20 protein-coding genes are annotated in these 24,980 nt (G+C 67.8%); 10 read left to right on the top strand and 10 right to left on the bottom strand.

Annotated features, from left to right (window positions below):
* Nucleotide 1: 1 nt before the first annotated feature.
* Together CSW64_RS03345 and CSW64_RS03340 are read left to right on the top strand one after the other, a co-directional pair.
* Nucleotides 2-2,281: a TonB-dependent receptor gene (locus CSW64_RS03345; RefSeq protein ID WP_099620769.1), complete on the top strand. Its 2,280-nt coding sequence runs from the start codon at nt 2-4 to the stop codon at nt 2,279-2,281.
* 17 nt (nt 2,282-2,298) lie between these two features.
* Nucleotides 2,299-3,495 (top strand): Ca2+-dependent phosphoinositide-specific phospholipase C, encoded by a 1,197-nt coding sequence (locus CSW64_RS03340; protein WP_099620768.1) that lies wholly within the window; start codon nt 2,299-2,301, stop codon nt 3,493-3,495.
* Between the two features lie 4 nt (nt 3,496-3,499).
* Here the strand turns inward: CSW64_RS03340 and CSW64_RS03335 are convergent, their stop codons facing one another.
* The 8 genes from CSW64_RS03335 to CSW64_RS03300 form a co-directional block, all read right to left on the bottom strand.
* Nucleotides 3,500-4,456 (bottom strand): cation diffusion facilitator family transporter, encoded by a 957-nt coding sequence (locus tag CSW64_RS03335; protein WP_099620767.1) that lies wholly within the window; start codon nt 4,454-4,456, stop codon nt 3,500-3,502.
* Nucleotides 4,457-4,476: 20 nt separating this feature from the next.
* The gene (locus CSW64_RS03330; RefSeq protein ID WP_099620766.1) at nt 4,477-5,193 is read right to left on the bottom strand and encodes a dienelactone hydrolase family protein; all 717 of its coding nucleotides are present in this window, start codon (nt 5,191-5,193) and stop codon (nt 4,477-4,479) included.
* A 21-nt stretch (nt 5,194-5,214) separates the two neighbouring features.
* On the bottom strand, nt 5,215-6,723 hold the full coding sequence (locus tag CSW64_RS03325) for an MATE family efflux transporter (RefSeq protein WP_099620765.1): 1,509 nt from the start codon (nt 6,721-6,723) through the stop codon (nt 5,215-5,217).
* Nucleotides 6,724-6,896: 173 nt separating this feature from the next.
* The gene (locus tag CSW64_RS03320) at nt 6,897-10,127 is read right to left on the bottom strand and encodes a TonB-dependent receptor (protein ID WP_099620764.1); all 3,231 of its coding nucleotides are present in this window, start codon (nt 10,125-10,127) and stop codon (nt 6,897-6,899) included.
* Between the two features lie 98 nt (nt 10,128-10,225).
* On the bottom strand, nt 10,226-11,170 hold the full coding sequence (locus CSW64_RS03315; protein ID WP_099620763.1) for a FecR family protein: 945 nt from the start codon (nt 11,168-11,170) through the stop codon (nt 10,226-10,228).
* Nucleotides 11,145-11,747: an RNA polymerase sigma factor gene (locus CSW64_RS03310; RefSeq protein WP_245863817.1), complete on the bottom strand. Its 603-nt coding sequence runs from the start codon at nt 11,745-11,747 to the stop codon at nt 11,145-11,147. The genes CSW64_RS03315 and CSW64_RS03310 overlap by 26 nt, the downstream gene beginning before the upstream one ends.
* Nucleotides 11,748-11,803: 56 nt before the next feature.
* Nucleotides 11,804-12,238, bottom strand: a complete 435-nt coding sequence (locus CSW64_RS03305) for a hypothetical protein (RefSeq protein ID WP_099620761.1) — start codon at nt 12,236-12,238, stop codon at nt 11,804-11,806.
* Nucleotides 12,239-12,273: 35 nt separating this feature from the next.
* The gene (locus tag CSW64_RS03300) at nt 12,274-13,764 is read right to left on the bottom strand and encodes a tyrosinase family protein (protein ID WP_150131318.1); all 1,491 of its coding nucleotides are present in this window, start codon (nt 13,762-13,764) and stop codon (nt 12,274-12,276) included.
* Between the two features lie 424 nt (nt 13,765-14,188).
* Here CSW64_RS03300 and CSW64_RS03295 point away from each other — a divergent pair, with 424 nt between their 5' ends.
* From CSW64_RS03295 to CSW64_RS03280, 4 genes are all read left to right on the top strand, one after another.
* A complete protein-coding gene (locus tag CSW64_RS03295) occupies nt 14,189-15,940 on the top strand; it encodes an ABC transporter permease (protein ID WP_099620759.1) in 1,752 nt (583 codons plus the stop codon).
* A gap of 11 nt (nt 15,941-15,951) precedes the next feature.
* Complete coding sequence (locus tag CSW64_RS03290; RefSeq protein ID WP_099620758.1) at nt 15,952-17,253, top strand: ABC transporter ATP-binding protein; 1,302 nt, start codon at nt 15,952-15,954, stop codon at nt 17,251-17,253.
* Between the two features lie 134 nt (nt 17,254-17,387).
* Nucleotides 17,388-17,573, top strand: a complete 186-nt coding sequence (locus CSW64_RS21745) for a hypothetical protein (RefSeq protein WP_150131317.1) — start codon at nt 17,388-17,390, stop codon at nt 17,571-17,573.
* Between the two features lie 248 nt (nt 17,574-17,821).
* Nucleotides 17,822-18,529 carry an MgtC/SapB family protein gene (locus tag CSW64_RS03280; protein WP_099620756.1) on the top strand — a complete coding sequence of 236 codons (708 nt, stop codon included), beginning with the start codon at nt 17,822-17,824 and terminating at the stop codon, nt 18,527-18,529.
* A gap of 118 nt (nt 18,530-18,647) precedes the next feature.
* Here the strand turns inward: CSW64_RS03280 and CSW64_RS03275 are convergent, their stop codons facing one another.
* Complete coding sequence (locus CSW64_RS03275) at nt 18,648-19,001, bottom strand: nuclear transport factor 2 family protein (RefSeq protein WP_099620755.1); 354 nt, start codon at nt 18,999-19,001, stop codon at nt 18,648-18,650.
* Between the two features lie 163 nt (nt 19,002-19,164).
* On the opposite strand from CSW64_RS03275, the gene CSW64_RS03270 reads away from it, so the two are divergent.
* Nucleotides 19,165-20,130 (top strand): magnesium and cobalt transport protein CorA, encoded by a 966-nt coding sequence (locus CSW64_RS03270; RefSeq protein WP_172448443.1) that lies wholly within the window; start codon nt 19,165-19,167, stop codon nt 20,128-20,130.
* A 109-nt stretch (nt 20,131-20,239) separates the two neighbouring features.
* Nucleotides 20,240-20,497 (top strand): hypothetical protein, encoded by a 258-nt coding sequence (locus CSW64_RS03265; RefSeq protein WP_099620753.1) that lies wholly within the window; start codon nt 20,240-20,242, stop codon nt 20,495-20,497.
* Between the two features lie 61 nt (nt 20,498-20,558).
* On the opposite strand, the gene CSW64_RS03260 is transcribed toward CSW64_RS03265, so the two are convergent.
* Entirely contained in the window at nt 20,559-21,098 is a 540-nt protein-coding gene (locus tag CSW64_RS03260) for a VOC family protein (protein ID WP_216361225.1), read from the bottom strand.
* A 125-nt stretch (nt 21,099-21,223) separates the two neighbouring features.
* Here CSW64_RS03260 and uvrB point away from each other — a divergent pair, with 125 nt between their 5' ends.
* Together uvrB and CSW64_RS03250 are read left to right on the top strand one after the other, a co-directional pair.
* Nucleotides 21,224-23,470, top strand: a complete 2,247-nt coding sequence (gene uvrB / locus CSW64_RS03255) for an excinuclease ABC subunit UvrB (protein ID WP_099624095.1) — start codon at nt 21,224-21,226, stop codon at nt 23,468-23,470.
* Nucleotides 23,471-23,532: 62 nt separating this feature from the next.
* The gene (locus CSW64_RS03250) at nt 23,533-24,564 is read left to right on the top strand and encodes an AAA family ATPase (protein WP_216361224.1); all 1,032 of its coding nucleotides are present in this window, start codon (nt 23,533-23,535) and stop codon (nt 24,562-24,564) included.
* The last annotated feature ends 416 nt before the right edge of the window (nt 24,565-24,980 follow it).

The following is a 24,980-nucleotide window of genomic DNA, read 5'->3' as shown; positions in this document are numbered from 1 at the left end:
GATGCTCAAGACCGCGCAAGCGCGCCGCCAAACCTTGCGGGCGCTTCTCGCCATCGGCGTCAGCGCCGTCGCGACTGAACAAGCGTTCGCTCAAGCCACGGCGGCCGATCCGGCCGCCGTCGAGGAGGTGATCGTCACCGCCCAGAAGCGCGAACAGAAGCTGAAGGACGTGCCGATCTCGATCGCCGCCTTCGGCGCAGCGGCTTTGGAGCAGCAGAACTTCACCGACTTCGAACGCCTGTCGACCCGGACCCCCGGCTTCTTCGTTCAGCAGCAGACCGACTCGTCGGCCAGTTTCGTGATGCGCGGCATCGAGGCCGGCAACGCCGGCGCGGTGTCGGAGCCGAGCATCTCCTTCTTCCTGAACGACGTCGACACCAGCCGCTCGCGCGGGATGCTCAAGGAACTGTTCGACATCGAGCGCGTCGAGGTCGCCAAGGGACCGCAGGGCACCCTCTACGGCCGCGGCTCCCAGATCGGCGCGGTCGCCGTGGTCACCCGCCGGCCGGACCTGACGCGGACGGCCTGGTCCCTGGAAGGACAGTACGGCTCCTACAACCTCTACAGCGTCACCGGCGTGTTCAACGCCCCGCTCGTCGACGACACGCTGGGCCTGCGCGTCGCGGTCCGCCGCCGCGAGCGGGAAGGCTTCGTCGACAACATCGCCGGCGGCAAGCCGCTGAACGACGACGACCTGTGGGCAGCGCGCGCCTCGCTGCGCTGGACGCCGACGCCGGACCTGGCGTTCGACCTCATCCTCGACCACCAGGCCGACAACGACTCGGCCGCCGCGACCAAGGCGATCAACATCGCCTCGCCGGGCGGCGATACCGGCTGGTTCAGCGACGCCGGCCAGAACCGCTACCAGCCGCCGCAGAAGCGCCGCCAGACCGGCGTGACCCTGTTGAGCGACTGGGATTTCACCGACGGCTGGACCTTCAAGTCGATCAGCGCCTGGCGCGAGGTGGACTTCTCCGAGTCCTGGGACGTCGACGGCACGACCTACGAGTTCCTGATCGGCCGCAACCTGGCCGACGACCAGAGCATCCTGAGCCAGGAGTTCCGGCTGGCCTACGACCAGGGCGGCGCCTTCCGAGCGGTCGGCGGCGTCAGCTACTACCAGGACCGCACGTTCAACCAGTCGGAGTTCGTGATCAACGAACAGCTGCTGCTGGCCGGCTTCCCGCGAAACACCACCCCTGTGACCCGCTTCCCCGTGCCGGGCACGAGCCTGGTCCTGCCGGTGACGAAGGGCAACTCGACGCTCTCCAGCACCCGCAACAACCGCAAGAGCTGGTCGGCCTACATCAACGGCGGCTACGATCTGACCAATCGCATCGTGGTGGACGCGGGCGTCCGCTTCACCCGCGACGAGGCGACGGTCCGCAACGCTTCGCTCGTGACCACGGTGGACGGCGTCGCGCCAATCGCCCTGCCGAACGGGCTGTCCTACTCCCTGGGCCAGGAGTTCTCGAACAGTCGCGACTACGACATGGTCCAACCCCGGATCGCCGTCACCTATCGCCTCAGCGACCAGATCAACGTCTATGCCGGCGTCTCGCGCGGCCTGAAGGCCGGCTACCCGCAGACCACCTTCGGCGCCCCGGCCGCGGGCAAGCCGACGCCCGTCTTCGGCGAGGTCAAGACCGAGGAGGTGGTCAACTTCGAGATCGGCGCCAAGGGCACGGTCCTGGATCGCCTCTACTTCGAGGCGACCGCCTTCACCTACGACTACAACGACTTCCAGACCCGCGCGGTCGACCTCACCCTGGGCGTGGTCAACGCCGGCAAGGCCTCGGCCTGGGGCGTCGAGTTGAACGGCGGCCTCAAGGTCACGCCGGAACTGACCCTGTCGGGCGCCTACGCCTACCTGAACACCCGGTATGACGAGTTCCGCGAGGTCGTCGGCGGCAAGCTGATCGACCGGTCCGGCAACGTGTTCCGGATGGCCCCCGAACACACCGTCTCGGTCAGCGCCGACTACCGCCGCCCCTTGTTCGACGGCTGGGACGGATTCGTGAACGCCAACTACGCCTGGCGGTCGAAGTACTATCTCAACAACGACAACCTGGAGAGCGAGGCGCAGAAGGCCTTCGGCCTGGTCGACCTGCGCCTGGGCGCCGAGAGCGCCGACGGGCTCCTCGTCGAAGCCTATGCCGAGAACCTGCTGGACCAGGACTGGGTCCGCGACGTCGGCAACGGCGGCAAGTTCTTCGGCGTCCCGACCTCGATCCGCGCCACCCCGCGCATGATCGGCGTCCGCCTGCGCATCACCCGCTAGAGCCCGGAGAAGGAACGATGCGCAGACTGAGGAACAGCCTTTCCGCCCTGGCGCTGGCGTCCGTCGCCGGCGCCGCCCTGGCCGCGCCCGGCGACGACCTGAAGCTGAACCAGATCCAGGTGGTGGGCACCCACAACAGCTACAGCCAGCCGGCCGACCCGCGCGTCTTCGCGGTGATGAAGCCGCGGCTGCAGCCGTTCATGGACGGCATGATGAAGATGATGCCGCCGGCGATGGCGGCGCGGTTCGCCGACGAGCATCCCAACCCGCTCGGGGCCGACATCCAGGCCGGCCTCGAGTACGTCCATCCGCCGGTCGAGATGCAGCTGCGCGCCGGCCTGCGCAGCCTGGAGTTCGACCTCAACGTCGACCATGAGGGCGGCCGGTTCTCCAACCCGCTCGCCTACCGGCTGCTGCGCGAACAGGGCGCGAAGGACTTGGCGCCGCTCTATGCGGACGCCTTGAAGCAGCCTGGCCTGAAGACGCTGCACATGGCCGACCTGGACTTCCGCAGCAGCTGCCCGACCTTCCGCCTGTGCCTTCAGCAGATGCGCGGCTGGTCGGACGCCAATCCCGGTCACTCGCCGGTGTTCGTCCTGCTGGAGCCGAAGTTCGGCGGCCTGGGCGACGCCGTGCCCGGCGCGACCAAGCTCGATCCGTTCGACGCCAAGGCCTTCGCCGAGCTGGACGCCTCGATCATCGAGATCATCGGGCGGGACAAGGTGGTGACGCCCGACGACCTGCGCGGCCGTCACGAAACCCTCGAGAAGGCGGCGCTGGCCGGCGACTGGCCGACGGTCGGGCAGTCGCGCGGCAAGTTCGTCTTCCTGATGATCGTGCCCGGCATGAACCTGGCGGCGTTCAAGCCCTACCTCGACGGCCGCCCCAACCTCGAGGGCCGCATGGCCTTCGTTCAGGGCGAACCCGGCATGGCCCACGCCGCCTTCGCGATGGTGGACAACGCCCTGACCCGCGGAGACGACATCCGCGCCCTGGTCAAAAGCGGCCGCCTGGTCCGGTCCCGCAGCGACATCGACACCTACGAAGCCCGGACCAACGATGTGAAGCGACGCGACGCCGCCCTGGCCAGCGGCGCCCAGATCGTCTCGACCGACTATCCCTGGGCCCCGAACATCTTCGCCAACGACTATGCGGTGAAGCCCTTCGCGGACGGCTTCCGCTGCAACCCCGTCTCCGGCGAGACCTGTCGCTAGGGGCTCAGACCTGCGGCTCGGGCAGAGGGCGCAGATAGGCCGCCCTCGCCCGGCCGGAGCGGACGAAGACCCGCGTGATGCGCGGGTCGATGCCGCGGATGACGTCGGCGAACTGATCGCCCGCCTCCTCGATCTCCACGGCGGTCAGGTCGTCGCGGTAGTCTAGGGTGACGCCGAGCAGGATCTCCTGCGGGCCAAGGTGCATGCTCAGCACCTCGGCGACGCTCTCGATGCGCGGGTCGGCGTTCAGGGCGTCCTTGACCGCCTGGACGATGGCCGGCGAGGCGGATTCGCCGGTCAGCAGGCTGCGGGTCTCGTTGGCCAGGAAGACGGCTACGGCCACCAGCAGCAGCCCGATGCCGATCGAGGCGGCGCCGTCCGCCCAGGGCAGGCCCAGGACCGTCGCGCCGGTGACCCCGAGCAGGGCGATGACCAGCCCGGCCAGCGCGGCCCCATCCTCGAGCAGCACGGCGAAGATCGACGGATCCTTGCTGACCAGCAGCGAGCGCAGGAACGGCGCGCCCTTGCGGACGACCTTGAACTCCTTCCAGGCGACGGTGAAGGACAGCCCCTCGAACAGGATGGCCAGGCCCAGGACGACGAAGTTGATCCAGGCGTTCTCGATCGGCTCGGGATGCCGGATCTTGTGGATCCCCTCATAGATCGAGAAGGCCCCGCCCAGGGCGAAGATCATCAGGGCGACGACGAACGACCAGAAGTACAGCTCCATGCCGTAGCCGAACGGGTGGCTGGGGCTGGGCGGCTTGCGCGCCCTGGCCATGCCGTAGAGCAGCAGGCCCTGGTTGCCGGTGTCGACCGTGGAGTGGATGGCCTCGGTCAGCATCGCCGACGAGCCGGTCAGCAGGAAGGCGACGTACTTGACCGCCGCGATGGCCAGGTTCCCGGCCAGGGCGGCGTAGACCACGATCCTGGCGCTGTCCTTGGTGCCGGTCGTCGCCATCGCCGCCGCTCCGTCGTCCGCTAGGCCAGGGTCTCGTCGAACAGGTCGATCATCGCCCGCCAGGCGCGATGGTCCGCCTGTTGGTCGTACTTCAGCCCCGGCCGGTTCAGGGCGTCCACCGCCGGGTTGGTGAAGCTGTGGCCGACGCCGCCGTAGAGGGTCATGCGCCAATCGACGTCGGCGGCGGTCATCTCGGCCTCGAAGGCCGCGCGCTGCTCCGGCGGAATGATCGGGTCGGCGGTCCCGATCGCCACAAGCACCTTGCCCTTGATGTTGGCGGCGTCCTGCGGCCGGGCCGTCTGGAGGCCGGAGTGGAAGCCGACGATGGCCTTCAGGTCGGCGCCCGCCCGACCGAGCTCCAGCGCCGTGGTTCCGCCGAAGCAGTAGCCGATCGCCGCCAGCTTCGTGACGTCGGTCTCGGGCTGGGCCTTCAGCACCTCCAGCGCGGCCAGGCCTCGCGCGCGGATGCCGGTCGGGTCGGCCCGCCAGGTCTCCAACTGTTCCGCGATTTTCGACCAGTCGGATGGCGCCTTGCCGTCGCCGAAATAGTCCATGGCGAAGGCGACGTAGTTCAGGGCCGCCAGCCGCTCGGCGACGCCGCGGGCATGGTCGCTCAAACCGCCGGCTTCGTGGATGACCAGAACGCCGGGGCGCTTCTCGGCGTGGCGGTTGTCGACGGTCAGGGTCCCGACCATGCGGACGCCGTCGGCCTCGTACTCGATATGCTCGGTCTTCATGCGCTTTCCCTTCCTGTCTGGTCAGCCGGCCGTCGTCGCCGGCTCGCGTTCGGTCTTGTCGACGGCGGGGGGCGCCTGGCCGGCGTCGGGCGCGACGCCGGTCGGATGCGGCGGCGCCACCATCCGGGCCTTCTTCCAGCCTCCGTGCAGGTAGAAGGCGATGTTCATCAGGCTGGAGGCGATGATCCCCAGCGGGAAGCTCCACCAGATCGCGTCCGCGCCCCAGCTGGGCATGAGCGCCGTCGCGAACGGGATGCGGACCACGTACATGGCGACGAACAGGATCACGAGCGGGCCCCAGACCGCCCCCGTCGCGCGGACCACGCCCGACAGGCTGAACGAGATGCTGAACAGCACGAAACCCCACAGCACCCGGTCGTTGATGTGGTGCGCCAGCGGCAGCGCCGCGCTGTCGGCCGGCAGGAAGATCCGCAGGGTGATGTCGCCCAGAAGGTAGATGATCGCCGCCGTCGCCCCGGTGGCGACCAGCCCGCAGATCACGCCGGAGCGGGCGATGCGATCGACCCGGTCCCAGCGCTGAGCCCCAACGTTCTGCGCCGCCATCGACGAGATCGCCGCGCCCAGCGCCATCGCCGGCATCTGGACATAGGTCCAGACCTGGGAGGCGGCGGTATAGGCGGCGGCCATCACCGAGCCGTAGCTGTTGACCATGCCGATCATCACCATCGCCGCGCCGGAGATGACCAGCATCTGCAGGCCCATCGGCAGGCCGCGCACGACCAGGGCCTTGAGGATCTCCGGATCGGGCAAGAGCAGCTTCAGCTCCTCGCGATGGAGCGCCAGCGGGCTGCGCCGCAGGTAGAGCGCGGTCACCAGGCAGGCGAGGCTGAAGCCCTGGGAGATGAAGGTCGACCAGCCCGACCCCGCCACGCCGAGCCGCGGAAACGGGCCGTAGCCGTTGATCAGCAGCGGGTTCAGGACGATGTCCAGCGCCACGGCCAACAGCATGAAATAGAAGGGCGTCCGCGAGTCCCCCGCCCCGCGCTGCGCCATCTGAAGGAAGGCGAAGAAGTACATGAACGGCATCGCCAGGAAGACGATGCGCAGATAGATCTCGGCGCTCTCGACCGCCTCGTGCGGCGTGCCCATGGCCGCCAGGATGTAGGGCGAGGTCACATAGCCCAGCGCCGCCACCGCCGTGGCCAGGGCGGCGAAGAAGGTGATCGAGGTCCCCATCACCCGTTTGACCATCGGCAGGTCGTCCTTGCCGACATTCTGGGCGACCAGGATGTTGGCCGCCATGCTGACGCCGAAGACGACCCCCAGCAGCAGCATCATGACGATGTTGGCGTTGCCGATGGCGGTGATGGCGGTGACGCCGAGCGAGTGGCTGACCCAGAACTGGTTCACGCTGCCGTTCAGGGACTGCAGCACGTTGCCGCCGAGCACGGGCAGCGAGAACAGCAGCAGGGTCCGGGTCACGGGTCCCTGGGTCAGGTCGCGCTGGGTCCCACGTCCCGGCGTCGATGGTCGGCCGGGCGGAGTGGTTCCTGTCGCTGCCCTGGCCATCCACGCCCCTTGCAAGCCTGTCCCACGCCAACGCGCGAAACGCCGTCACGGTCCCACGATCGAACCGGCGATCGCGGCATGCAAGGAAAACAAAGAGGGGCGGCGGCCCGAGGGTGAGCCGCCGCCCAGATCGCCGAGAGAGGTTCGGCGTGGGACCGAGGTGAGGACCCGGGTCAGAAGCCCTTGGTCACCGACACGCCGATCAGCCGGGGATCCAGCGTGAAGACGTTGGTCGTCATCCCGGTGGAGTCGCTGTTCAGGAAGGCGTCGGTGATGGGCGTCTCGTCGAAGACGTTCTTGGCGTAGATCTCGAACGTCAGGTCGTCGGCGGGCCGGGCGATGCGCAGCGAGAAGTTGGCGTTGTCCCAGCCGCGCAGCCGGTCGGAGACGGTGTTGTAGACGCGGGCGAAGCTGTCGGTCTGGCGGTAGTAGTCGCCGCGCAGCGTGGCTTCCCAGGCTCCGTCCCCGAAGGTCCAGCGGTACTCGGCGCCGACCGCGAACGTCCAATGCGGCGCGTTGGGCAGCTCGTTGCCGGACAGGTCGGCCGCGAACCCGGCGCCGTTGTTGGCCTCGGGATAGTCAGCGCGATTGAACAGGCCCGGCAGCCCGGTCTCGTCGGCCCATACCTTGCAAGCCTGGAACAGCGGCGAAAAGGCCGCATACCGTGGCGGAAGAAGCGGCGCGTTGACGACGAAGGCGACCACCTCGGTCGGCAGGACGCAGTTCGAGGTCTGCTGGATCCAGGGCGTCATCACCATCCAGCCGTCTCGGCCCTGGGTCCGGTCGAAGATGTCGATCGACTGCTCGCCGTCGCTGATCCGGGTGTCGAGGTAGCCGACGGTGGCGTTGAGCCGCAGGCTTTCCGTCGGTCGCCACACGCTCTCCAGTTCGAAGCCCCACACCTTGGCGTCGAAATTCTCGTTGACGATGGTGCGGTCGACGACCTTGGACACCTGATAGTCCGCGTAGTCGTAGTAGAAGGCCGACGCGTTGAGCATCAGCGAACCGCCCAGCAGGGTGTTCTTGGCCCCGATCTCGAAGGCGTCGATGAACTCGGGCTTGAACACCGCGGGATGCTCGGCGACGACGAGACTCTGGTCGATCGGCACGGCGGTCGGCGGATTGGCGCCGCCGCCCTTGTAGCCGTGCGAATAGAAGGCATAGACCATCGTGTCGTCGGTGAAGGACAGCTCCGGGCGCCAGTCCAGGCCCAGACGGCCGGTGACCTCGGTCCAGCGCTGGTTGACCGGATCGCCCGGCCCATAGTTGAAGCCCATGACCAGCAGCTGGCTGCGCCAAGGCGTGAACGACTTGCGGTCGTCGGTGAAGCGCAGGCCGCCGGTGATCTTCAGATTGGACGCGGCCTGCCAGTAGAGCTCGCCGAACACCGCCTTGGACTCGAGCTTGTAGGGGTTCTTGTTGCGGAAGTAGTTGTGGCCGTCGCCGTCCAGTTTCCCGATCGGATTGGGGTCGACGATCATGCAGCCGCCCCCGGCGCCCGAACCTTCCGGACCCGCGAGGCCGTCGCTCCCGCCGGCGCAGCCGCCCATGATCGGGGATCGATTGTAGAACCCCTGAGCCAGCAGGGTCACCACGTTGAAGAACAGGTAGTAGTCGTTCTGCCCCTTGAACTCGGTGTAGTTCGCTCCGATCGAAAAATTCAGCGGACCCGAGAAGCTGGATTGCAGCCTGAAATCCTGAGAGTACTGCTGGCTCTCGCTCGACGAGATTTCGAAGCCCGAAAGCGTATTGGCCGGCCCGATCTGCGGGTCCGTGAAGATCCCGCCGGGCATCATGGTCGAGAGTCCTTCCGGCGCGGAACAGTTGTATTCCGGCATGTGCTGGAACCCCGACGCGCAATAGAAATTGTACAGGCCGGCGGAACTGTTGAACGTCGGGACGGTCGCGAACCGATTGTAGTCCTGGAAGGAATAGACCTTGTCCTCGTTATACAGCGTCTGGGACGTAAGGGTCAGGCTGTCGGTGAGGTCAATATCGACGTTGAGCGCCAGGATGTCCGCGCTCGCCCGATAGTCGGCGTCGTGTATCGAGGAGATCGTGCGCAGGTCGCGCGACTGTTCGACGCCGTACGGATCGATGCCCGGCTTCATGAACGGCACGAGCACGGCATTGGGATTGTACGTATCGTCGGGCAGGTACTCCGGCTGCGTGAAGCCCAGTTGCGCGACCATCTGCGCCGCGATCACGAACGGAATGCTGAGCCCGTTCGGCGCTCCGAACGCGTCCTTGCTGTAGAGCGAGCCCGGCTTGCAGCCCTGGCTCAGGCGGCCGCGAACCAGGACGCTGAGAGTATCGACGCCCGGCACGCTTTCGGGCCCCTCGTCGCGGTGGCAGAGCTGCTTGCCGGTCCGTAGGCGGTTGTCGCCTTCCTCGAAGTGCTCCCAGATGAAGTCGGCGCGAAACCAGTCGGCCGGCTCGAAGCTCACCGACAGGCGACTGGACCAGAGGTCCCGGCCATCGACATCCTCACCCGTCGCCAGATTGGTTCCGTAGCCGCTTCGCTCCGTCGACGATCCCGCCAGCCGGACCGCCAGCATGTCGCCCAGCGGCACGTTGACCGTGCCCACCAGCCGCCGGCTGTCGTAGTTGCCGACCTCCGCCTTGATCGAACCGTGGAAGGTGTCGAATTCGGGTTTCGCGGTGATCATGTTGACCACGCCGCCGGTGGCGTTGCGCCCGTACAGGGTGCCTTGCGGCCCACGCAGCACCTCGATCCGCTCGATGTCGAAATACTCCTGCTCGAACAGCCGGTTCCGGATCAGGGCGACGTTGTTGAAGCTGATCGCCACGCCGGGATCGGAGGTCGCCGATACGGCCTTGGTGCCGATGCCACGGATCGAGAAGTTGTAGCTGGAGTAGTTCGACTTGCTGAACGTCACGTTCGGCACGGCCTTCACCAGGTCGAAGCCGCCCTCGATCTTCTGGGCTTCCAGGCTCTGCTGACTGAAGGCGCTGATGGCGATCGGCACGTCCTGGAGGCGCTCCTCCTTCTTCTGGGCGGTGACGATCAGTTCGTCGACGGCGGTGGGTTCAGCGCCCTCCCCGGCGCTGACGACCTGGGGGACCGAGGCCCTCCGCAGGGTGATGGTCCGGCCGTCGTTCGAGGCCACCTCCAGCCCGGCGCCGAGCAGCAGCCGGCGCAGCCCCTCCTCGACGGAGTAGCTGCCGTTCACCGCCGAGGTGCGGGCGCCCTGGACGGCCCCCTCGGCGACCAGGATCTGCACGCCCGCTTGGCGCGCGAACTCGGGAATGGCGGTGACCGCGGACTGGGCTGGAATCGCGAAGTCGCGGGCCTGAGCCCAGGCCGGGCCGGCGATGCAGGCCGCAACGGCCGTGGCGGCCAACAGCGCGGCGCGACCGCGCGCGGAAGGTACGCTCCTCATTGGTGTCTCCCCCTGTGTGACTAGACGGACGCGTTGTTCGCGTCTCAAGGGGGACGATGCGCGGGCCGGCGATTTCCGTCGGCCGGCTGACAAATTTGTCAATACAGTCGTTTACGGGACAGGTGGATCGTCCCGCCGTCCTCACGCACGGCGGCGCCGAGCGTGGAGGCCGCGGCGCGGGCGAAGCTGTCCGGCTCGTCGGCGCGGAAGCGACCGACCAGGGTCTCTCCGGCCAGGTCGGGCTCATCGATGACCAGCTTGCGGTGGTTGTAGCGGTTGAACTCCGAGGCGGCCTCGGCCAGCGTCGTGCCGGTCAGCACGATCTGGCCCTGTCGCCAGGCCAGGGCGTCCTCGATCTCGTTCGGCGCGGCGCGCACGGCTTGAGCCGGCTGCTCTTCATAGACATAGGCTTTCTCACCGGCCGCGACGCGGGAGCGCGAGACCTCGGCGCCCGCCCGCCAGACCTCGACCACGCCCTCGGTGACCAGGACCTCGACGCCGTCGTCGCGCCGACGGACGGAGAAGGCGGTGCCGACCGCACGGACCCGCGCATTGCCGGCCTCGACCACGAACGGCCGCGTCGCGTCCTTGGCCACGCGAAACCAGGCCTCGCCCCGCGCCAGCCGGACGCGACGCACCTCAGGCTCCAGGCTGACCCCGACCGCACTCTGGGTGTTGATCGTCGTCGTCGAGCCGTCGGCCAAGGACACGCGCCGCACCTCGCCCAGGCCGGTGTCGTAGCGGTCCCCCATGCCGCGCCAGACCGTCAGTCCCGCCAGTCCCGCCGCCAACAGTCCGCCCCCGGCCAGGAGCCCGCGCCGTGAAGGCCCTCGCCGCCGCGGCGTGGCGACCCCGCCGCCATCCGCCGCCGCGTCGATAAAACTCAGCGCCGCTCGAGCCCGCAGCAGGGCGCCCGCGCGGCGCGGGTCGCCCGCCAGCCAGGTCTCGACCGCCGCGGCATAGCGCGCCGGGTCGGCGTCGAGCCGGACGGCCCAGTCGGCCGCCGCCTCGTCGATCTCACGGGCGGTGGACGCGTCGGACATGCTGGGTCTCTACAGGTTGGTCGGCGGGGTCGGCGAGAGCCTTGAGCACCAGCTTCAGGCCGCGGGCGGTCTGGGCCTCGACGACATTTTCGGTCACGCCCAGGCGGGCGGCGGTCTCGCGCTGCGACAGACCCTGGACCCGGCGCAGCTCGAACACCTGGCGGCAACGGTCCGGCAAGGCGGCGATCAGGGCCTTGACCCGTTCCAGCTGGCGGCGGCCGTCAACCGCCTGCTCGGGCGAGGGTTGGCCGTCGGCGGCCTCCAGCCGTTCGATCTCGCTCATGGTCTCGAAACGCACGATGCGCGAGCGGCGGATCTGCTCGAGCATGATGTTCCGGGCGGCGCCGAACAGATAGGCTCGGCCGCTGGCGATGTGGGCGATGCTGTCGAGCGCGGCGATGCGGCAGTAGGCCTCCTGCACGATATCGTCGACCTGATGCTCGCTGACCGACAGGCCGCGCAGCCACGCCCGCACGTCGCCCTCGTGCGGCAACACCTGTTGTCCGACCCACGCCACCACGTCTCGTCGATCCTGCGCCATCCGTTCGAAGGTTCCCCCATCAGGGGTACGATGCATGGCGGCGGGATTTCCGTCGCGGGCCGGCGACTTATTTTCGCCGATGGGCGACCGCCCTAGCGCGGCTCAGGGGCCGCGCCGGCCGTGATCGACAGGTCGACGACGATGTCGCCGGTCTCTCGCGGGTTCAACGGCCGCAGCCTCACATACAGGTCGGAGCCGACGATGAACCGCGTTCCCGCCTTCGAGGTCAGCACATAGCGACCACGCTGGTCGGGAGGATAGGGCGCCGCCCCGCCCAGGCGCACCGGCGGACGGCCGGGCGGGCGCAGCTCCACCTCGATGATGAAGGCGCGGCGGGCCGGGTTCTCGATGCGGTTCACCACCAGGGTCGCCGTCGGCGGCGAAGCGGTCGCGATCGCACGCGGCAGCGCCCCCGACATCTCGCGCTCCGGCCGATCGAGACTGAGGCGGATGTTTTCCGTCATGCCGGCTCCAGGCGCGCAGGCGGCCGCGAGGGCGAGGATCAGGCTGATGGCGGCGACTGTCATTCCGGGGTCGGCGGCCCCGAAGGGCCGCCGCCTTCTCATTGTTTGGCCGGTTCGGAGCTTGGCTCCGGACTGACCAGAAGTTCAAGCTGCCCCACGGAGAACCCCGTGGATTTGACGGCCCGCTGCGGCTCGAACGGCACGGTCACCAGGGTGATCGGCAGTTCGGCGCCGCCTTTCAGGGCTCCGGCCTTGGACAGCGCCGCCGCCGTCGAGTCGATGCCGACGATGAAGTTGCGCTTGGCCGTCATGTGCTGGCCGTGGCCCGCCCCGAGCGCGTTCGCCGCCGCGTCGTCGTCGCCGAAGAAGGCGAAGCTGCCGGCGTAGTGCGGGTCGGTGATCGGCGTCTGCGCCGTGGCGTCGGGCTTGCCCACGAACACCCGGACGAAGAAGTCGTTCTCGGCCGGCGGCTTGGCGATCGCGACGCTGAGGAACAGCCGCTCGCGGCGGTCCAGCGAGGCGGTCAGGGCGTCCGTCGACAGCTTCGCCGCCGCCTGGGTCGGCCGGACGGTGTTGACCTCCAGCCCCTGCGCGACCGGCACCCGCTGGGTGATCTTGAAGGTCGACGGCCCGCCGGTCTCCAGGGTCTTCTTCAGGGCCTGGGCGTCGGCGTTCGACCGCATGGCCGCCTTCAGCTCGCCCGGTCCCGGCTCGCCGATCACCGGATCGTCGTAGCGGTAGTTGAGCAGCGGCATCAGCAGCACCTGGCTGGTGGTGATCGTCATCGGATCGCCGGCCCGGTCGAAGAAGTCGGTGAAGGTGTAGCCGGTCCAGACCGGGTCGTTGGTGTTCTGGTGGCCGCGACGGATGTTCCAGTCGACCCAGCAGGCGTCGATCATGCAGTGGTGGGTCCAGAACACCGGATCCAGCGGCGACATGTAGGTGCCCATGGTGCCGCCGACGAAGCCGTGCACGGAGTTGTGCGGCGTGCCTTCCAGCTCGCCCGTGCCCCCGCCGGTCCCGCCCCGCGGGGCGGTCGAGGCGTAGCTGGCGTAGGACTGGAAGTCGGTCAGCGACTGGATGTCCTCCATCGTCGGCGGGTCGGTGATCCCCGGCGGGATGACGCTGGTCGGGGTGGCCGACCGCGGGCTGTAGTTCAGCGGCGAGCCCGCGACCCAGAACGGCGCCGGCACGCTCGGCTGCGCCTGCCAGTTCCAGTAGGGCAGCGCGAAGGTCGTATCGCCGGACATCTGCCGGCAGATCGCCTCGAAGGCGTACAGATAGGCCCGGTGCCAGGACAGGAAGAACCAGTTGCCGTGCGGGCAGTGGTTCAGGTGGATCTCCGCCTGCTTCGTCCAGTTGCGGTTGTCGGACGCGCTGAGGCCGCGCATCGCCGTGACCGCCGCCTTGTAGGCCGTCAGCTCCGGCCCGTTGGGGTCCAGCGTGGCCACGTTCTTGCGGACCGGCCGGTTCTGGATCTGGGTGAAAAGGTCTTCGAGCTTGTCGCAGCCGGACACGAGGCCCGCCACGCCGAGGGCCGTCACAGCGCCGCCCCCCACCACCAAACGCCGACTCACGGACTGGGTCATCGGACCGCTCCCTGTTTGATCAACGAATGGTTGTGTTTATAGCGCGTTAACCTTTGAGGCCAACCGCTTTCTGACGGGGCGCCCCTTGCCGAGGCCGGTTTCCAAGAGCGGCCGATCGACGGCGCGCCGCCCAAGAGGGCGCGGCGGGATCGGCACGGTTGTCGGCCAAGGCAAGCTGTGCCGGCCGCTAGACTTCGACGCCCCCAGGATCGGCGAACAACGCGCCTTGACAGGCTGGGCTCAGAGGATCATTGGCGCGCTGTCGGCGCCTCCTCGCGGGACGCCCGCCCTTCAACGGAACTCTCAAACCCATGCCCAGCGACAGTCACAGTCGATCTAACGCGCCGCTGAGGGCGTCCCGCTAGGGTCTGGTTTCGGGCTCCTGTCGTGACGGCCTTCGCGGCCCCTCACGAGGTAGAGCCCCATGGTGTTCCTCTCCGGAGACCATAGGTCCGCGCGTCCGTTCGCGCGGTTCCTGCGCATCGGAATCGCCCCGTCCTGGGCGGACCTGATCGCGTTCCTGCTGCTCGCCGCCGCCGCGATCCTGATCGTGCGCGGCGCCGAGGACATGAGCCAATCCCTGGCGGCGCTGAAGCAGGCCCCAGTGACGCTCGACGCCGCCCGCCTGCCGGAGTACGCGCTTCGCACGACGATGCGCATGTTCCTGGCGCTCGGCGCGTCGCTGATCTTCACCTTCACGGTGGCGACGCTCGCCGCCAAGAGCCGCAAGGCCGAACTGATCATCGTACCGGCGCTGGACATCCTGCAGTCGGTGCCGGTGCTCGGCTTCCTGACCTTCACCGTCACCTTCTTCATGGGACTGTTTCCCGGTCGCCAGCTGGGGGTCGAGTGCGCGGCGATCTTCGCGATCTTCACCAGTCAGGCCTGGAACATGGCCTTCAGCTTCTACCAGTCGCTGCGGACGATCCCGAACGACCTGGACGAAGTCAGCCGCCAGTTCGGCTTCTCGCCCTGGCGGCGCTTCGTTCGGCTGGAGCTGCCCTTCGCCACGCCGAGCCTGGTCTGGAACGTCATGATGTCGATGTCCGGCGGCTGGTTCTTCGTCGTGGCCTCGGAAGCCATCACCGTCGGCGACACCACCGTCACCCTGCCGGGAATCGGCTCCTGGCTCTCGCTGGCGATCGCCCAGGAGAACATGAAGGCGGTGGCGATCGGCGTCGGGGCCATGGCCGTGGTGATCGTGCTCTACGACCAGTTCGTCTTCCGGCCGATCGTCGCCTGGGCCGACAAGTTCCGCTTCGAGCAGACGGCGTCGCAGAGCCGGCCGGGCTCATGGCTCTACGACCTCGTCCGCCGCACGCGCTGGGCGCGCATCGTCGTGGCGCCGCTCAGCTGGCCCGCCAAGGCCATGTCGCTCATCGACTGGCCGGCCGCGCGCCTGCCCAAGGCGCGCCTGGCGCCGGCCGCGAGCCGCGCCTTGGACGGCCTCTGGATCGCCGTGGTGGCGGTCGCCGGCCTGGGCGCGACCTGGCTTCTGTGGTCGTTCGTCAGCGCCAGCCTCACCCGGGACGACGCCCTGACCGCCTTCGGCCTCGGCCTGGCCACCCTGGTCCGGGTGGTCGTCCTGATCGCCCTGGCGACGCTGATCTGGGTTCCGATCGGGGTCTGGATCGGCCTGCGGCCGGCCTGGGCGGAAAGGCTGCAGCCGATCGCCCAGTTCCTGGCGGCGTTCCCGGCCAACGTCCTCTTCCCGTTCGCGGTCGCAGCGATCGTCGGCCTCAACCTGAACCCCAACATCTGGCTCTCGCCGCTGATGGTGCTGGGGACCCAGTGGTACATCCTGTTCAACGTCATCGCCGGGGCCAGCGCCATCCCGAGCGACCTGAGGGAGGCCGCGAACATCTTCGGCGTGCGCGGCTGGCAATGGTGGCGCCAGGTCGGGTTGCCGGGGATCTTCCCCTACTACGTCACCGGCGCGCTGACCGCCTCCGGAGGCTCGTGGAACGCCAGCATCGTCGCCGAAGCGGTGAGCTGGGGCGGCAAGCGTCTCGAGGCCGCGGGCCTCGGCTCCTTCATCGCCAACGCGACCGCCGCCGGCGACTACGCCCGCGTCGCCCTGGGCGTGGCGGTCATGTCCATCTTCGTCATCGCCTTCAACCGCGCCCTGTGGCGGCCGCTGTACCGGTTCGCCGAGCGCCGCCTTCGCCTCGACTAAGGGAGATCGCCATGACCCTCATCGAAGAACGCCGCCTCGTGGAAGTGAGGAACGTCCGCCATCACTACGGCAAGGCGGGCGGCGACCTCCTCGTCCTCGACGACGTCGACCTGACCCTGTTCGACAACGAGATCGTCGGCCTGCTCGGCCGCTCCGGCTCGGGCAAGTCGACCCTGCTGCGCTCCATCGCCGGTCTGATCGCGCCCACCTCCGGCGAGATCGCCTTCCCGCGCGGGCCAGACGAACCGGCGACCACGGTCAGCATGGTCTTCCAGAGCTTCGCGCTCTTTCCCTGGCTGACGGTGCAGCAGAACGTCGAGGTCGGCCTGGAGGCCAAGCGGGTCGCGCCGGCCGAGCGCCGCAGGCGCGCCCTGGCGGCCATCGACCTGATCGGCCTGGACGGCTTCGAGAACGCCTATCCGAAGGAACTGTCCGGCGGCATGCGCCAGCGCGTGGGTCTGGCCCGCGCCCTCGTCGTCGATCCCTCGATACTGCTGATGGACGAGCCGTTCTCCGCCTTGGACGTGCTGACCGCCGAGACCCTGCGCACCGACCTGCTCGACCTGTGGTCGGAGGGCCGCATGCCGATCAAGTCGATCCTGATGGTCACGCACAACATCGAGGAGGCGGTGCTGATGTGCGACCGCATTCTGGTGTTCTCGTCCAACCCGGGCCGGGTCACGGCCGAGATCAAGGTGGAGCTGCCGCAGCCACGTGATCGCCAGGATCCGGCGTTCCGCGCCCTGGTCGAGGACATCTACGTCCGCATGACGACCCGGGCGACGCCGGACCAGCCTCGCGAAGGCCTGTTCCCAGGGACGGGCGTCGGCATGGTGCTGCCGCGCGTGTCGACCAACACCCTGGCCGGTCTGATGGAGGCCGTGGCCGCCGCCCCGTACGACGGCGAGGCCGATCTGCCCCAGCTCGCCGGCGAACTGCGGTACGAGGCCGACGAGCTCTTCCCGATCGCCGAGGTTCTGCAGCTGCTGCGCTTCGCCGAACTGGAGGGCGGCGACCTGCGGCTGCTGCCCGCGGCGCGTCGCTATGTCGAGGCGACGGTGGATCAGCGGAAGCAGCTCTTCGCCCAGCACCTGCTGTCCTATGTGCCGCTCGCGGGGCGTGTCCGGCGCGTGCTCGACGACCGACCGACCCATCAGGCTCCGGCTCGCCGTTTCCGCGACGAACTGGAGGACTACATGTCCGAGGACTATGCCGAGCAGACCCTGAGGGCGGTCATCCAGTGGGGCCGCTACGGCGAGCTCTTCGCCTACGACGAAGGGGCCGACCTGTTCAGCCTCGACAACCCCGCGTGATGGAGGCCGCCATGGACGACGGACCTAGACGCAGCGCGGGCGTGAGCCTGCGCGCAAGCCCCCTTCACTCATCATCCGCGGAGCCCTGCGGCGCCTGAGCGTCCGAGCTCCGCCCTGTTTCAGCGGAGCGCCTCATGCAACGCCATCCACGCCCATGCGCGCCCGACGGTCGCGCGCGTCTCCAAGCCAAGCTTGGTCAGGCTCGTAGCCGCCTGGTCCTCGTCGCCATCTACCTGGCGCTGGTCGCCGCCATGCTCGTTGCGGCGCCCCGGGCGAGGGCGGCCGTCGCGGCCGAACTCAGCCCCGCGAGCGGCCAGTGAGCGGGGCGGAGATGCGGTCATGGTCGTCTTTCGTCATCGGCTTCACGCGTATCTGGAGCTCCGTCTGGCGTCCGCGCTTCTGGGCGCGGCTCGGCTGCTGGTTGGAACGGCGGCTCGTCTCCATTGGCGAGGTCTTGTCGGTCGGCGCCAGACGCTGGCCCTTTTGAAACTGGCGTCGCGGCTCCGCGCCGCGGCGTCGAAAATCATTCGCATACGACTGCGAGAACGCCTCCCGGGAGGATGGTCCGATGTTTGAGAGCCTCATTCATACAGCGTTGAGCCTGGGCGCGGCCTTTCTGCTGGGCGGCCTGATCGGATTCGAACGCCAGTGGCGCCAGCGTCTGGCCGGCCTGCGCACCAACACGCTCGTCGCGATCGGAGCGGCGACCTTCGTGGTCTTCGCGGGTCTCTTCCCAGGCGAAGGCAGTCCGACCCGGGTCGCGGCCCAGATCGTCTCCGGGATCGGCTTCCTCGGCGCCGGGATCATCTTCAAGGAAGGGCTGAACGTCCGAGGCCTCAACACCGCCGCGACCCTCTGGTGCTCGGCGGCGATCGGGGCGATGTGCGGCGCAGGCTTCTATCCGCACGCCGTCGTCGCGGCGGGCTTCGTTATCGCGGTCAACCTGCTGCTGCGGCCGCTGGTGCAGATGATCGAGCGCCAGCCGCTGAGCAGCACCGAACTGGAGAGCCGCTACGACATCAGCATCGTCTGCCACGGCGAGGTGGAGGCCCATATCCGCGCATTGCTGCTGCGGGATCTGGGGTCGTCCCTGCACATCCAGGCGCTGGAAAGCGTCAACATAGAGGACAGCAACCGCGTCGAGGTCGAGGCCTCGGTGCGCGCCGACGACCGCCAGGATCGCCTGCTGGAGCAGATCGTCGGCCGGCTCAGCCTGGAGCCGCTGGTCACCTCGGCCAAATGGCGGTTCGTGACCGGCGAGCAGAACGTCGGCTAGCCACCCGCGCGAGGGGCCCTGCGTGGAATAGGGCGCACGCTATGGCCGACCCCGCCCCCTTCGACGCCAAACGGAAGTCGGGGATGCGCACCGCGTCGCGGCGCGCATCCCTTCCACCTCAGTAGTAGAACCGTTCCTCGACGATCTTGCCGCCCTTGACGGTGTAGGTCGCGACCTCGTCCATCTGGACGCGCTGGCCGGACGCTTTCTGGGTCACGTCCATGCGGAAGATCATCGCGAACTGGTCGCCGTTCACGAACGGGCCCTCGGTCTCGAAGCCGTGGATCTCGTGATTGGCGGCCCACCATTCGCCCTTGCCGCGGACGGCGTCGAGGCCGGCCGCGCGCTGCATGTCGCCTTCCTGGGCCTCGATGCTGACGACGTCGGCCGACCAGTATTTGGCGCCCGCCGCGTCGAACTCGCCCGCCTTGCAGAGGGCGGCGAAATCGTCGGCGATGTCCTTGATGCTCATGACACTGTCTCCCTGTTGGTGTGCGGAAGCTATGCCAGCCCTGCCGCCATCTGGTGGCAGCATGGCGCGCGCCGTCAACAGCCAAGACCGTCATCGGACTGTCGCATCGGCGGCTAGAGTCGGGTCCCGACGTCCGGCGCGGTCCGGACCGGGAGGCCCGGCGATGATCATCAACTGCGCGCGCTACTGCTCCGGCCGGCGACAGGAGGAGGTCGACCTCCACGACGACGCGGCCTTCGACGGCGAACGCCAGGGCTTCGTCTGGATCGGGCTGCAGGAACCGGACGAGGCGCTGCTGCGCCGGGCGCAGTCGCGCTTCGCCCTGCACGACCTGGCCGTCGAGGACGCCCACCAGGCGCACCAGCGGCCCAAGGTCGAGATCTATGGCGACAGCCTGTTCCTGGTGCTGCGCAACGCCGCGTGGAACGGGACCTGCGTCGACTTCGGCGAGACCCATGTCTTCGCCGGCCGCGGCCATGTGGTCACCGTCCGCCACGGCATGTCGCCGCCCTACGTCCAGGTCCGCGAGCGGGCCGAGCGCGCCGAGGCCGGCCTGGTCCATGGCGAGGGCTTCGTGGTCTACGCCCTGCTCGACTTCGTGGTCGACTGCTACGCCCCGGTCGTGCAGGCGCTGGAGGCCGAGGTCGACGCGGTCGAGCGGGCCGTCTTCACCCACCGCGGCGAGACCGCCGACGTCCAGCGCGCCTACGACCTGCGCTACGAGCTGATGCAGCTGCGCCGGACCATCGCCCCGCTGCAGGAGATATGCGGCCGGCTGATGCGGTTCGACACGCCGCTGTTCAGCGAGGAGCTGCGGCCCTACCTGCGCGACGTCCAGGACCATGTGATCCAGCTGGTCCACGACATCGACGATCTGCGCGAGCTGCTGTCGGCGGCGCTGGAGTCGAACATGCTGCTGGCCTCGGTGGAGATGACCGACACCACCAAGAAGCTGGCCGCCTGGGCCGCCATCCTGGCGGTGCCGACGGCGGTGGCCGGCATCTACGGCATGAACTTCGACGTCATGCCCGAGCTGCGCCAGCCGCTGGGCTATCCGGCGGTCCTGCTGGCCATCGCCCTGGCCTGCGGCCTGCTCTACCAGCGCTTCCGCAAGGCCCGCTGGCTGTAGCCCGCCGGCGCCTCTCGCCGCGCAACCGGAAACGGCGTAGCATCGTTCCGTCAGTGAGGCCCCGGGGGCCGAGCGCGCGTCCCGGGACCGTCCCTCGCGGAGGAACGCCATGGACGCCGACTTCGACGACACCCACAATCCGGAACTCCAGGCGCACGAGCGCACCTACCATGCGTTCAACGTGCTGCTGCGATGGTGCATGGTCCTGCTCGGCGCGACCATCACCGCCCTGACCGTCTGGTTCGCCACGCCCGGCGGCTTCTTCGGCGGGCTGTTCACCGGGATCGTGCTGTTCGCCCTCGGCTACTGGTTCGTGATCCGCAAGGAAGAGCACCAGCCGCTGAACGTCTGGGAAGAGGGGCGGTAAACCCCTTCCCCCCGTCATCCTCGCGACAAGCGCGAGGATGACGGATTGAGGGGGCGCTCCCTCAGTCGGCCTTCACCCCGTACCGCTCCCAGAACCCCGCCTGCGGCTGGGTCTGTTCGACCACGTCGATCAGCACGCCCGCCGGGTCGCGGGTCATGAAGCGGCGCTGGCCCCAGGGTTCGTCGGCGGGGCCGTAGACGATCGGCGCCCCGCCCGCCTTGAGGGCCGTATGCGCCTTGTCGGCGCTGGCCACCTGCAGCGTCAGGATCATGCCCTTGCCGTCGAAGGCCTCCGGCCCCGGCGGGGTCGAGGGATGCTCCGGCGTCATGTAGGCCACCGTGAACGGCCGCCCGCCGTCCTCCGCCGGCAGCTGCAGCATCACGAACCAGCTCGCCTCGAACACCACCGTCGCGCCCAGATGGCGGACGTGGAAGTCCCGGGTCGCGGCCAGGGCCGAGGTGGTGATCAGGGGGTAGGCGTCGGCGACGCGCATCGGCGGGGTCTCCTTCTTGTCCATGGCCCGGGCGGGGTCGGCGCCGGTCAGCAGCAATCCCGCGGCGCAGGCCGCGGCCAGGGTCGGTATCAGGTCGATGACGCGCATGGGAGCCTCCCGCGGGCTTGGTGATCGATGGGACGCAGTCTGCCGCCACCCTGCTGACACCGTCTGTCAGCAGCCGGCGCTGCTGCCCCCTGGCCTTCGCGCCCCCGCGCGCCTACCTTGCGTTCATGTCCCGTTCCCCCAGTACCCTTGGCGGTGTAGAAGACGCAGCCGCGACGTTCGTCCATGACCTGGCCGACGCCCACGCCCCCATGCTCTGGACCCCGCACCGCCCGGCGCGGCCGGCCAAGTCCGAGGGCGGCCGGCGCTTCAACCTGGTCAGCGAGTTCGCCCCCGCCGGCGACCAGCCGCAGGCCATCAAGGACCTGGTCGAGGGCATCAACGAGCGTGAGCACGACCAGGTGCTGCTGGGCGTCACCGGCTCGGGCAAGACCTTCACCATGGCGTCGATCATCGCCGAGACCCAGCGTCCGGCCCTGATCCTGGCCCCGAACAAGACCCTGGCCGCCCAGCTCTACAGCGAGTTCAAGAGCTTCTTCCCGGACAACGCGGTCGAGTATTTCGTCAGCTACTACGACTACTACCAGCCGGAGGCCTACGTCCCGCGCACGGACACCTTCATCGAGAAGGACTCCAGCCGCAACGAACAGATCGACCGCATGCGCCACAGCGCCACCCGGGCGATCCTGGAGCGGGACGACGTCATCGTCGTCGCCTCGGTCAGCTGCATCTACGGCATCGGCTCGGTCGAGACCTACACGGCCATGACCTTCGGCCTGGAGGTCGGCCAGCGCGTCGACGACCGCCAGCTGGTCGCCGACCTGGTCGCCCAGCAGTACAAGCGCAACGACGCCGCCTTCGAGCGCGGGACCTTCCGCAAGCGCGGCGACACCATCGAGATCTTCCCCGCCCACTACGAGGACCGCGCCTGGCGCATCGGCCTGTTCGGCGACGAGATCGAGAGCATCCAGGAGTTCGACCCGCTCACCGGGAAGAAGACCCAGGACCTGGCCGAGGTGAAGATCTACGCCAACAGCCACTACGTCACGCCGCGCCCGACGCTGAACCAGGCCATCACCCACATCAAGGAAGAGCTCCGGGAGCGCCTCGACTGGCTGGTCGCCAACGGCAAGCTGCTGGAGGCCCAGCGGCTGGAGCAGCGCACCCGCTTCGACATCGAGATGATGGAGACCACCGGCAGCTGCGCCGGCATCGAGAACTACAGCCGCTACCTGACCGGCCGCCGGCCGGGCGAGCCGCCGCCGACCTTCTTCGAATACATCCCCGACAACGCCCTGCTGTTCGCGGACGAAAGCCACCAGACCGTCCCGCAGATCGGCGCCATGTACCGCGGCGACTACCGCCGCAAGTTCACCCTCGCCGAGTACGGCTTCCGCCTGCCCAGCGCCATGGACAACCGCCCGCTCAAGTTCGAGGAGTGGGAGGCCATGCGCCCGCAGACGGTGCACGTCAGCGCCACCCCCGGCCCCTGGGAGATGGACAAGGCCGGCGGCGTCTTCGCCGAGCAGGTCATCCGCCCGACCGGCCTGATCGACCCGCCGGTCGAGGTCCGCCCGGTCGCCAAGGGCGGCGCCAGCCAGGTCGACGACGTCATCGCCGAGGCCCGCGCCGCGGCCGCCCGCGGCTACCGCACCCTGGTCACCGTCCTCACCAAGAAGATGGCCGAGGACCTGACCGAATTCATGCACGAGCAGGGCCTGCGCGTGCGCTACATGCACAGCGACGTCGACACCCTGGAGCGGATCGAGATCATCCGCGACCTGCGCCTGGGCGCCTTCGACATCCTGGTCGGGATCAACCTCCTCCGCGAAGGCCTGGACATCCCCGAGTGCGGCCTGGTCGCCATCCTGGACGCGGACAAGGAGGGCTTCCTCCGCAGCGAAACCTCGCTGATCCAGACCATCGGCCGCGCCGCCCGGAACGTGGACGGCAAGGTCATCCTCTACGCGGACACGATCACCGGCAGCATGGAGCGGTCCATGGCCGAGACCCTGCGCCGCCGCGAGAAGCAGCAGGCCTGGAACCTCCAGAACGGCATCACGCCGGAGAGCGTGAAGAGCCGCATCAAGGACATCCTGGCCAGCCCCTACGAGAAGGACCGGGTCACCATCGACGCCGGCGTCGCCGAGGCGGCCAAGCCGTTCATGGGCTCCAACTTCCAGGCCACGCTCAGGGACCTGGAGACCCGCATGCGCGAGGCCGCCGGCAACCTGGAGTTCGAGGAAGCCGCCCGCCTGCGCGACGAGGTCAAGCGCCTGAAGATGATGGACCTGGAGTTCGCCAACGACATGCTGACGGCGGAAGGCGAGACGGCCGACAAGGCGGCGCCGAAGCGGGAGCGGGCCGCGGCCCGGGCCGAGGCGCAGGAGCGGTTCAGGAAGGGGAAGCGGTAGGGAGGAAGCGTGGCCGGGCTACCAGAACCGAGCTAGGTTGGCTCACAGGAGGCGAGAATCGGGTGAGCCAGCAGAAAATGACAAGAGGGGACCTCTTGAGGAAGCTCTTCGCTTCCTATCAAGACCCTCAGCAATTTCAGAAATTTGCGGATATTCTAATTGGTGAGGAAGAATCTCGGAACAATCGGGCATTCGCAACCGCGCTAAGGAAAGCCCTGGCGTCCGCTCGTGCCGTCGCGGCTCCTTCATTGGCGCCCAAACCGTCTTTGAGCGCACTACCTCGCGAGCCAGACAAGGGTTTTGGTCTTGCTGAGATTACCAGCGGCACGCACAAGACGCCCAAAGATATAGTACTTAGTTCGAAAAATAGTTCTGCCTTTCGACGAATTCTGAACGAATTCCGGAAGGGAGACCTCATTCGAAAGCATGGCCTACCTGTAATATCCAAAATTCTCTTTGTTGGCCCACCGGGATGCGGGAAGACGCTGGCAGCTGAACTATTGGCCAAGCAGGTTTCCCTCCCATTAGTGACAGTTCGACTCGATACTCTGGTATCATCCTATCTTGGGGAAACTTCGGCTAACCTGAGAAGGATATTTGAATTTGCGGACAGTACGCCATGCGTTCTGTTCCTTGACGAATTCGACGCCGTTGCGCGCAGCCGGAGCGATGAGAATGAGCACGGCGAGTTGCGACGTGTAGTGAATAGCCTTTTGCAACTGATCGATAGATTTGGTGGCAAAGGATTTCTCGTAGCCGCCACAAATCATGAAGACAAACTCGATTCCGCAGTATGGAGGAGATTCGATGAGATCATCTTCTTCGACAAACCCGGAGATGAAGAAATTTCTCAACTTCTGAAAATGAAGTTGAAGAATTTTCCCACTACCTTCGCGCCCCCCTCGAAAGCCTCTCAGTTTCTGGGCTTTTCCCATGCTGAGATCGAGCGAGTTTGCCAGAACGCCATCAAGGCAACGCTCCTTGAAGGCAAGCGCGAACTCTCCGAACCCCTGCTTGACTACGCTATAACACTAGAGAAAACTCGTCGGGAGGTTGTGACTCGGGTAAGTCACAATTCAATCCCGGGGGAATAAACTGCCTGAACATCAGCACCTGCCGCTACCACGGGCAGAGATCAACCTTGAGCGCCGCAGACGACCAGGCTTCGGCTCCACGATCCCCAGGGACGCCGCAAGGCATGGCGCAAGCCTTCAACACATGGCGACCACTGTCGTCAGGGCGACGCACCAGAGACGACAGCCAGGGGTAGATCCCGCCCTCATTCTAAGGGTGGAGACGGGAGGCTATACAGCTGAGAGCGATTGGGAAGCGGCTGGCCTCAGCGTACTTTCGTCGACCAACGATCGCACGCTGATCCTCTTTTCGAATGATACAGAACTCACAGAGTTTCGTCGGCGCATCGACGCGTTCGGCCAAGGCCCCCAACCGGGACGAGTTAGTCCAGCATATTCAGGCCTGATTGGAGCTATAGATAGTATCGGAGAATTGT

Origin of the sequence: Caulobacter mirabilis (assembly GCF_002749615.1) — a bacterium.
GTDB lineage: Bacteria > Pseudomonadota > Alphaproteobacteria > Caulobacterales > Caulobacteraceae > Caulobacter > Caulobacter mirabilis.
This window is presented reverse-complemented; position numbering and strand designations above follow the sequence as displayed.

Bases quoted from the DNA above. Each gene is read 5' to 3' on its own strand.
- CSW64_RS03345 (WP_099620769.1), top strand. From the start codon at position 2: ATGCTCAAGACCGCGCAAGCGCGCCGCCAAACCTTGCGGGCGCTTCTC.
- CSW64_RS03340 (WP_099620768.1), top strand. From the start codon at position 2,299: ATGCGCAGACTGAGGAACAGCCTTTCCGCCCTGGCGCTGGCGTCCGTC.
- CSW64_RS03335 (WP_099620767.1), bottom strand. From the start codon at position 4,456: ATGGCGACGACCGGCACCAAGGACAGCGCCAGGATCGTGGTCTACGCC.
- CSW64_RS03330 (WP_099620766.1), bottom strand. From the start codon at position 5,193: ATGAAGACCGAGCATATCGAGTACGAGGCCGACGGCGTCCGCATGGTC.
- CSW64_RS03325 (WP_099620765.1), bottom strand. From the start codon at position 6,723: ATGGCCAGGGCAGCGACAGGAACCACTCCGCCCGGCCGACCATCGACG.
- CSW64_RS03320 (WP_099620764.1), bottom strand. From the start codon at position 10,127: ATGAGGAGCGTACCTTCCGCGCGCGGTCGCGCCGCGCTGTTGGCCGCC.
- CSW64_RS03315 (WP_099620763.1), bottom strand. From the start codon at position 11,170: ATGTCCGACGCGTCCACCGCCCGTGAGATCGACGAGGCGGCGGCCGAC.
- CSW64_RS03310 (WP_245863817.1), bottom strand. From the start codon at position 11,747: ATGCATCGTACCCCTGATGGGGGAACCTTCGAACGGATGGCGCAGGAT.
- CSW64_RS03305 (WP_099620761.1), bottom strand. From the start codon at position 12,238: ATGACAGTCGCCGCCATCAGCCTGATCCTCGCCCTCGCGGCCGCCTGC.
- CSW64_RS03300 (WP_150131318.1), bottom strand. From the start codon at position 13,764: ATGACCCAGTCCGTGAGTCGGCGTTTGGTGGTGGGGGGCGGCGCTGTG.
- CSW64_RS03295 (WP_099620759.1), top strand. From the start codon at position 14,189: ATGGTGTTCCTCTCCGGAGACCATAGGTCCGCGCGTCCGTTCGCGCGG.
- CSW64_RS03290 (WP_099620758.1), top strand. From the start codon at position 15,952: ATGACCCTCATCGAAGAACGCCGCCTCGTGGAAGTGAGGAACGTCCGC.
- CSW64_RS21745 (WP_150131317.1), top strand. From the start codon at position 17,388: ATGCAACGCCATCCACGCCCATGCGCGCCCGACGGTCGCGCGCGTCTC.
- CSW64_RS03280 (WP_099620756.1), top strand. From the start codon at position 17,822: ATGTTTGAGAGCCTCATTCATACAGCGTTGAGCCTGGGCGCGGCCTTT.
- CSW64_RS03275 (WP_099620755.1), bottom strand. From the start codon at position 19,001: ATGAGCATCAAGGACATCGCCGACGATTTCGCCGCCCTCTGCAAGGCG.
- CSW64_RS03270 (WP_172448443.1), top strand. From the start codon at position 19,165: ATGATCATCAACTGCGCGCGCTACTGCTCCGGCCGGCGACAGGAGGAG.
- CSW64_RS03265 (WP_099620753.1), top strand. From the start codon at position 20,240: ATGGACGCCGACTTCGACGACACCCACAATCCGGAACTCCAGGCGCAC.
- CSW64_RS03260 (WP_216361225.1), bottom strand. From the start codon at position 21,098: ATGCGCGTCATCGACCTGATACCGACCCTGGCCGCGGCCTGCGCCGCG.
- uvrB (WP_099624095.1), top strand. From the start codon at position 21,224: ATGTCCCGTTCCCCCAGTACCCTTGGCGGTGTAGAAGACGCAGCCGCG.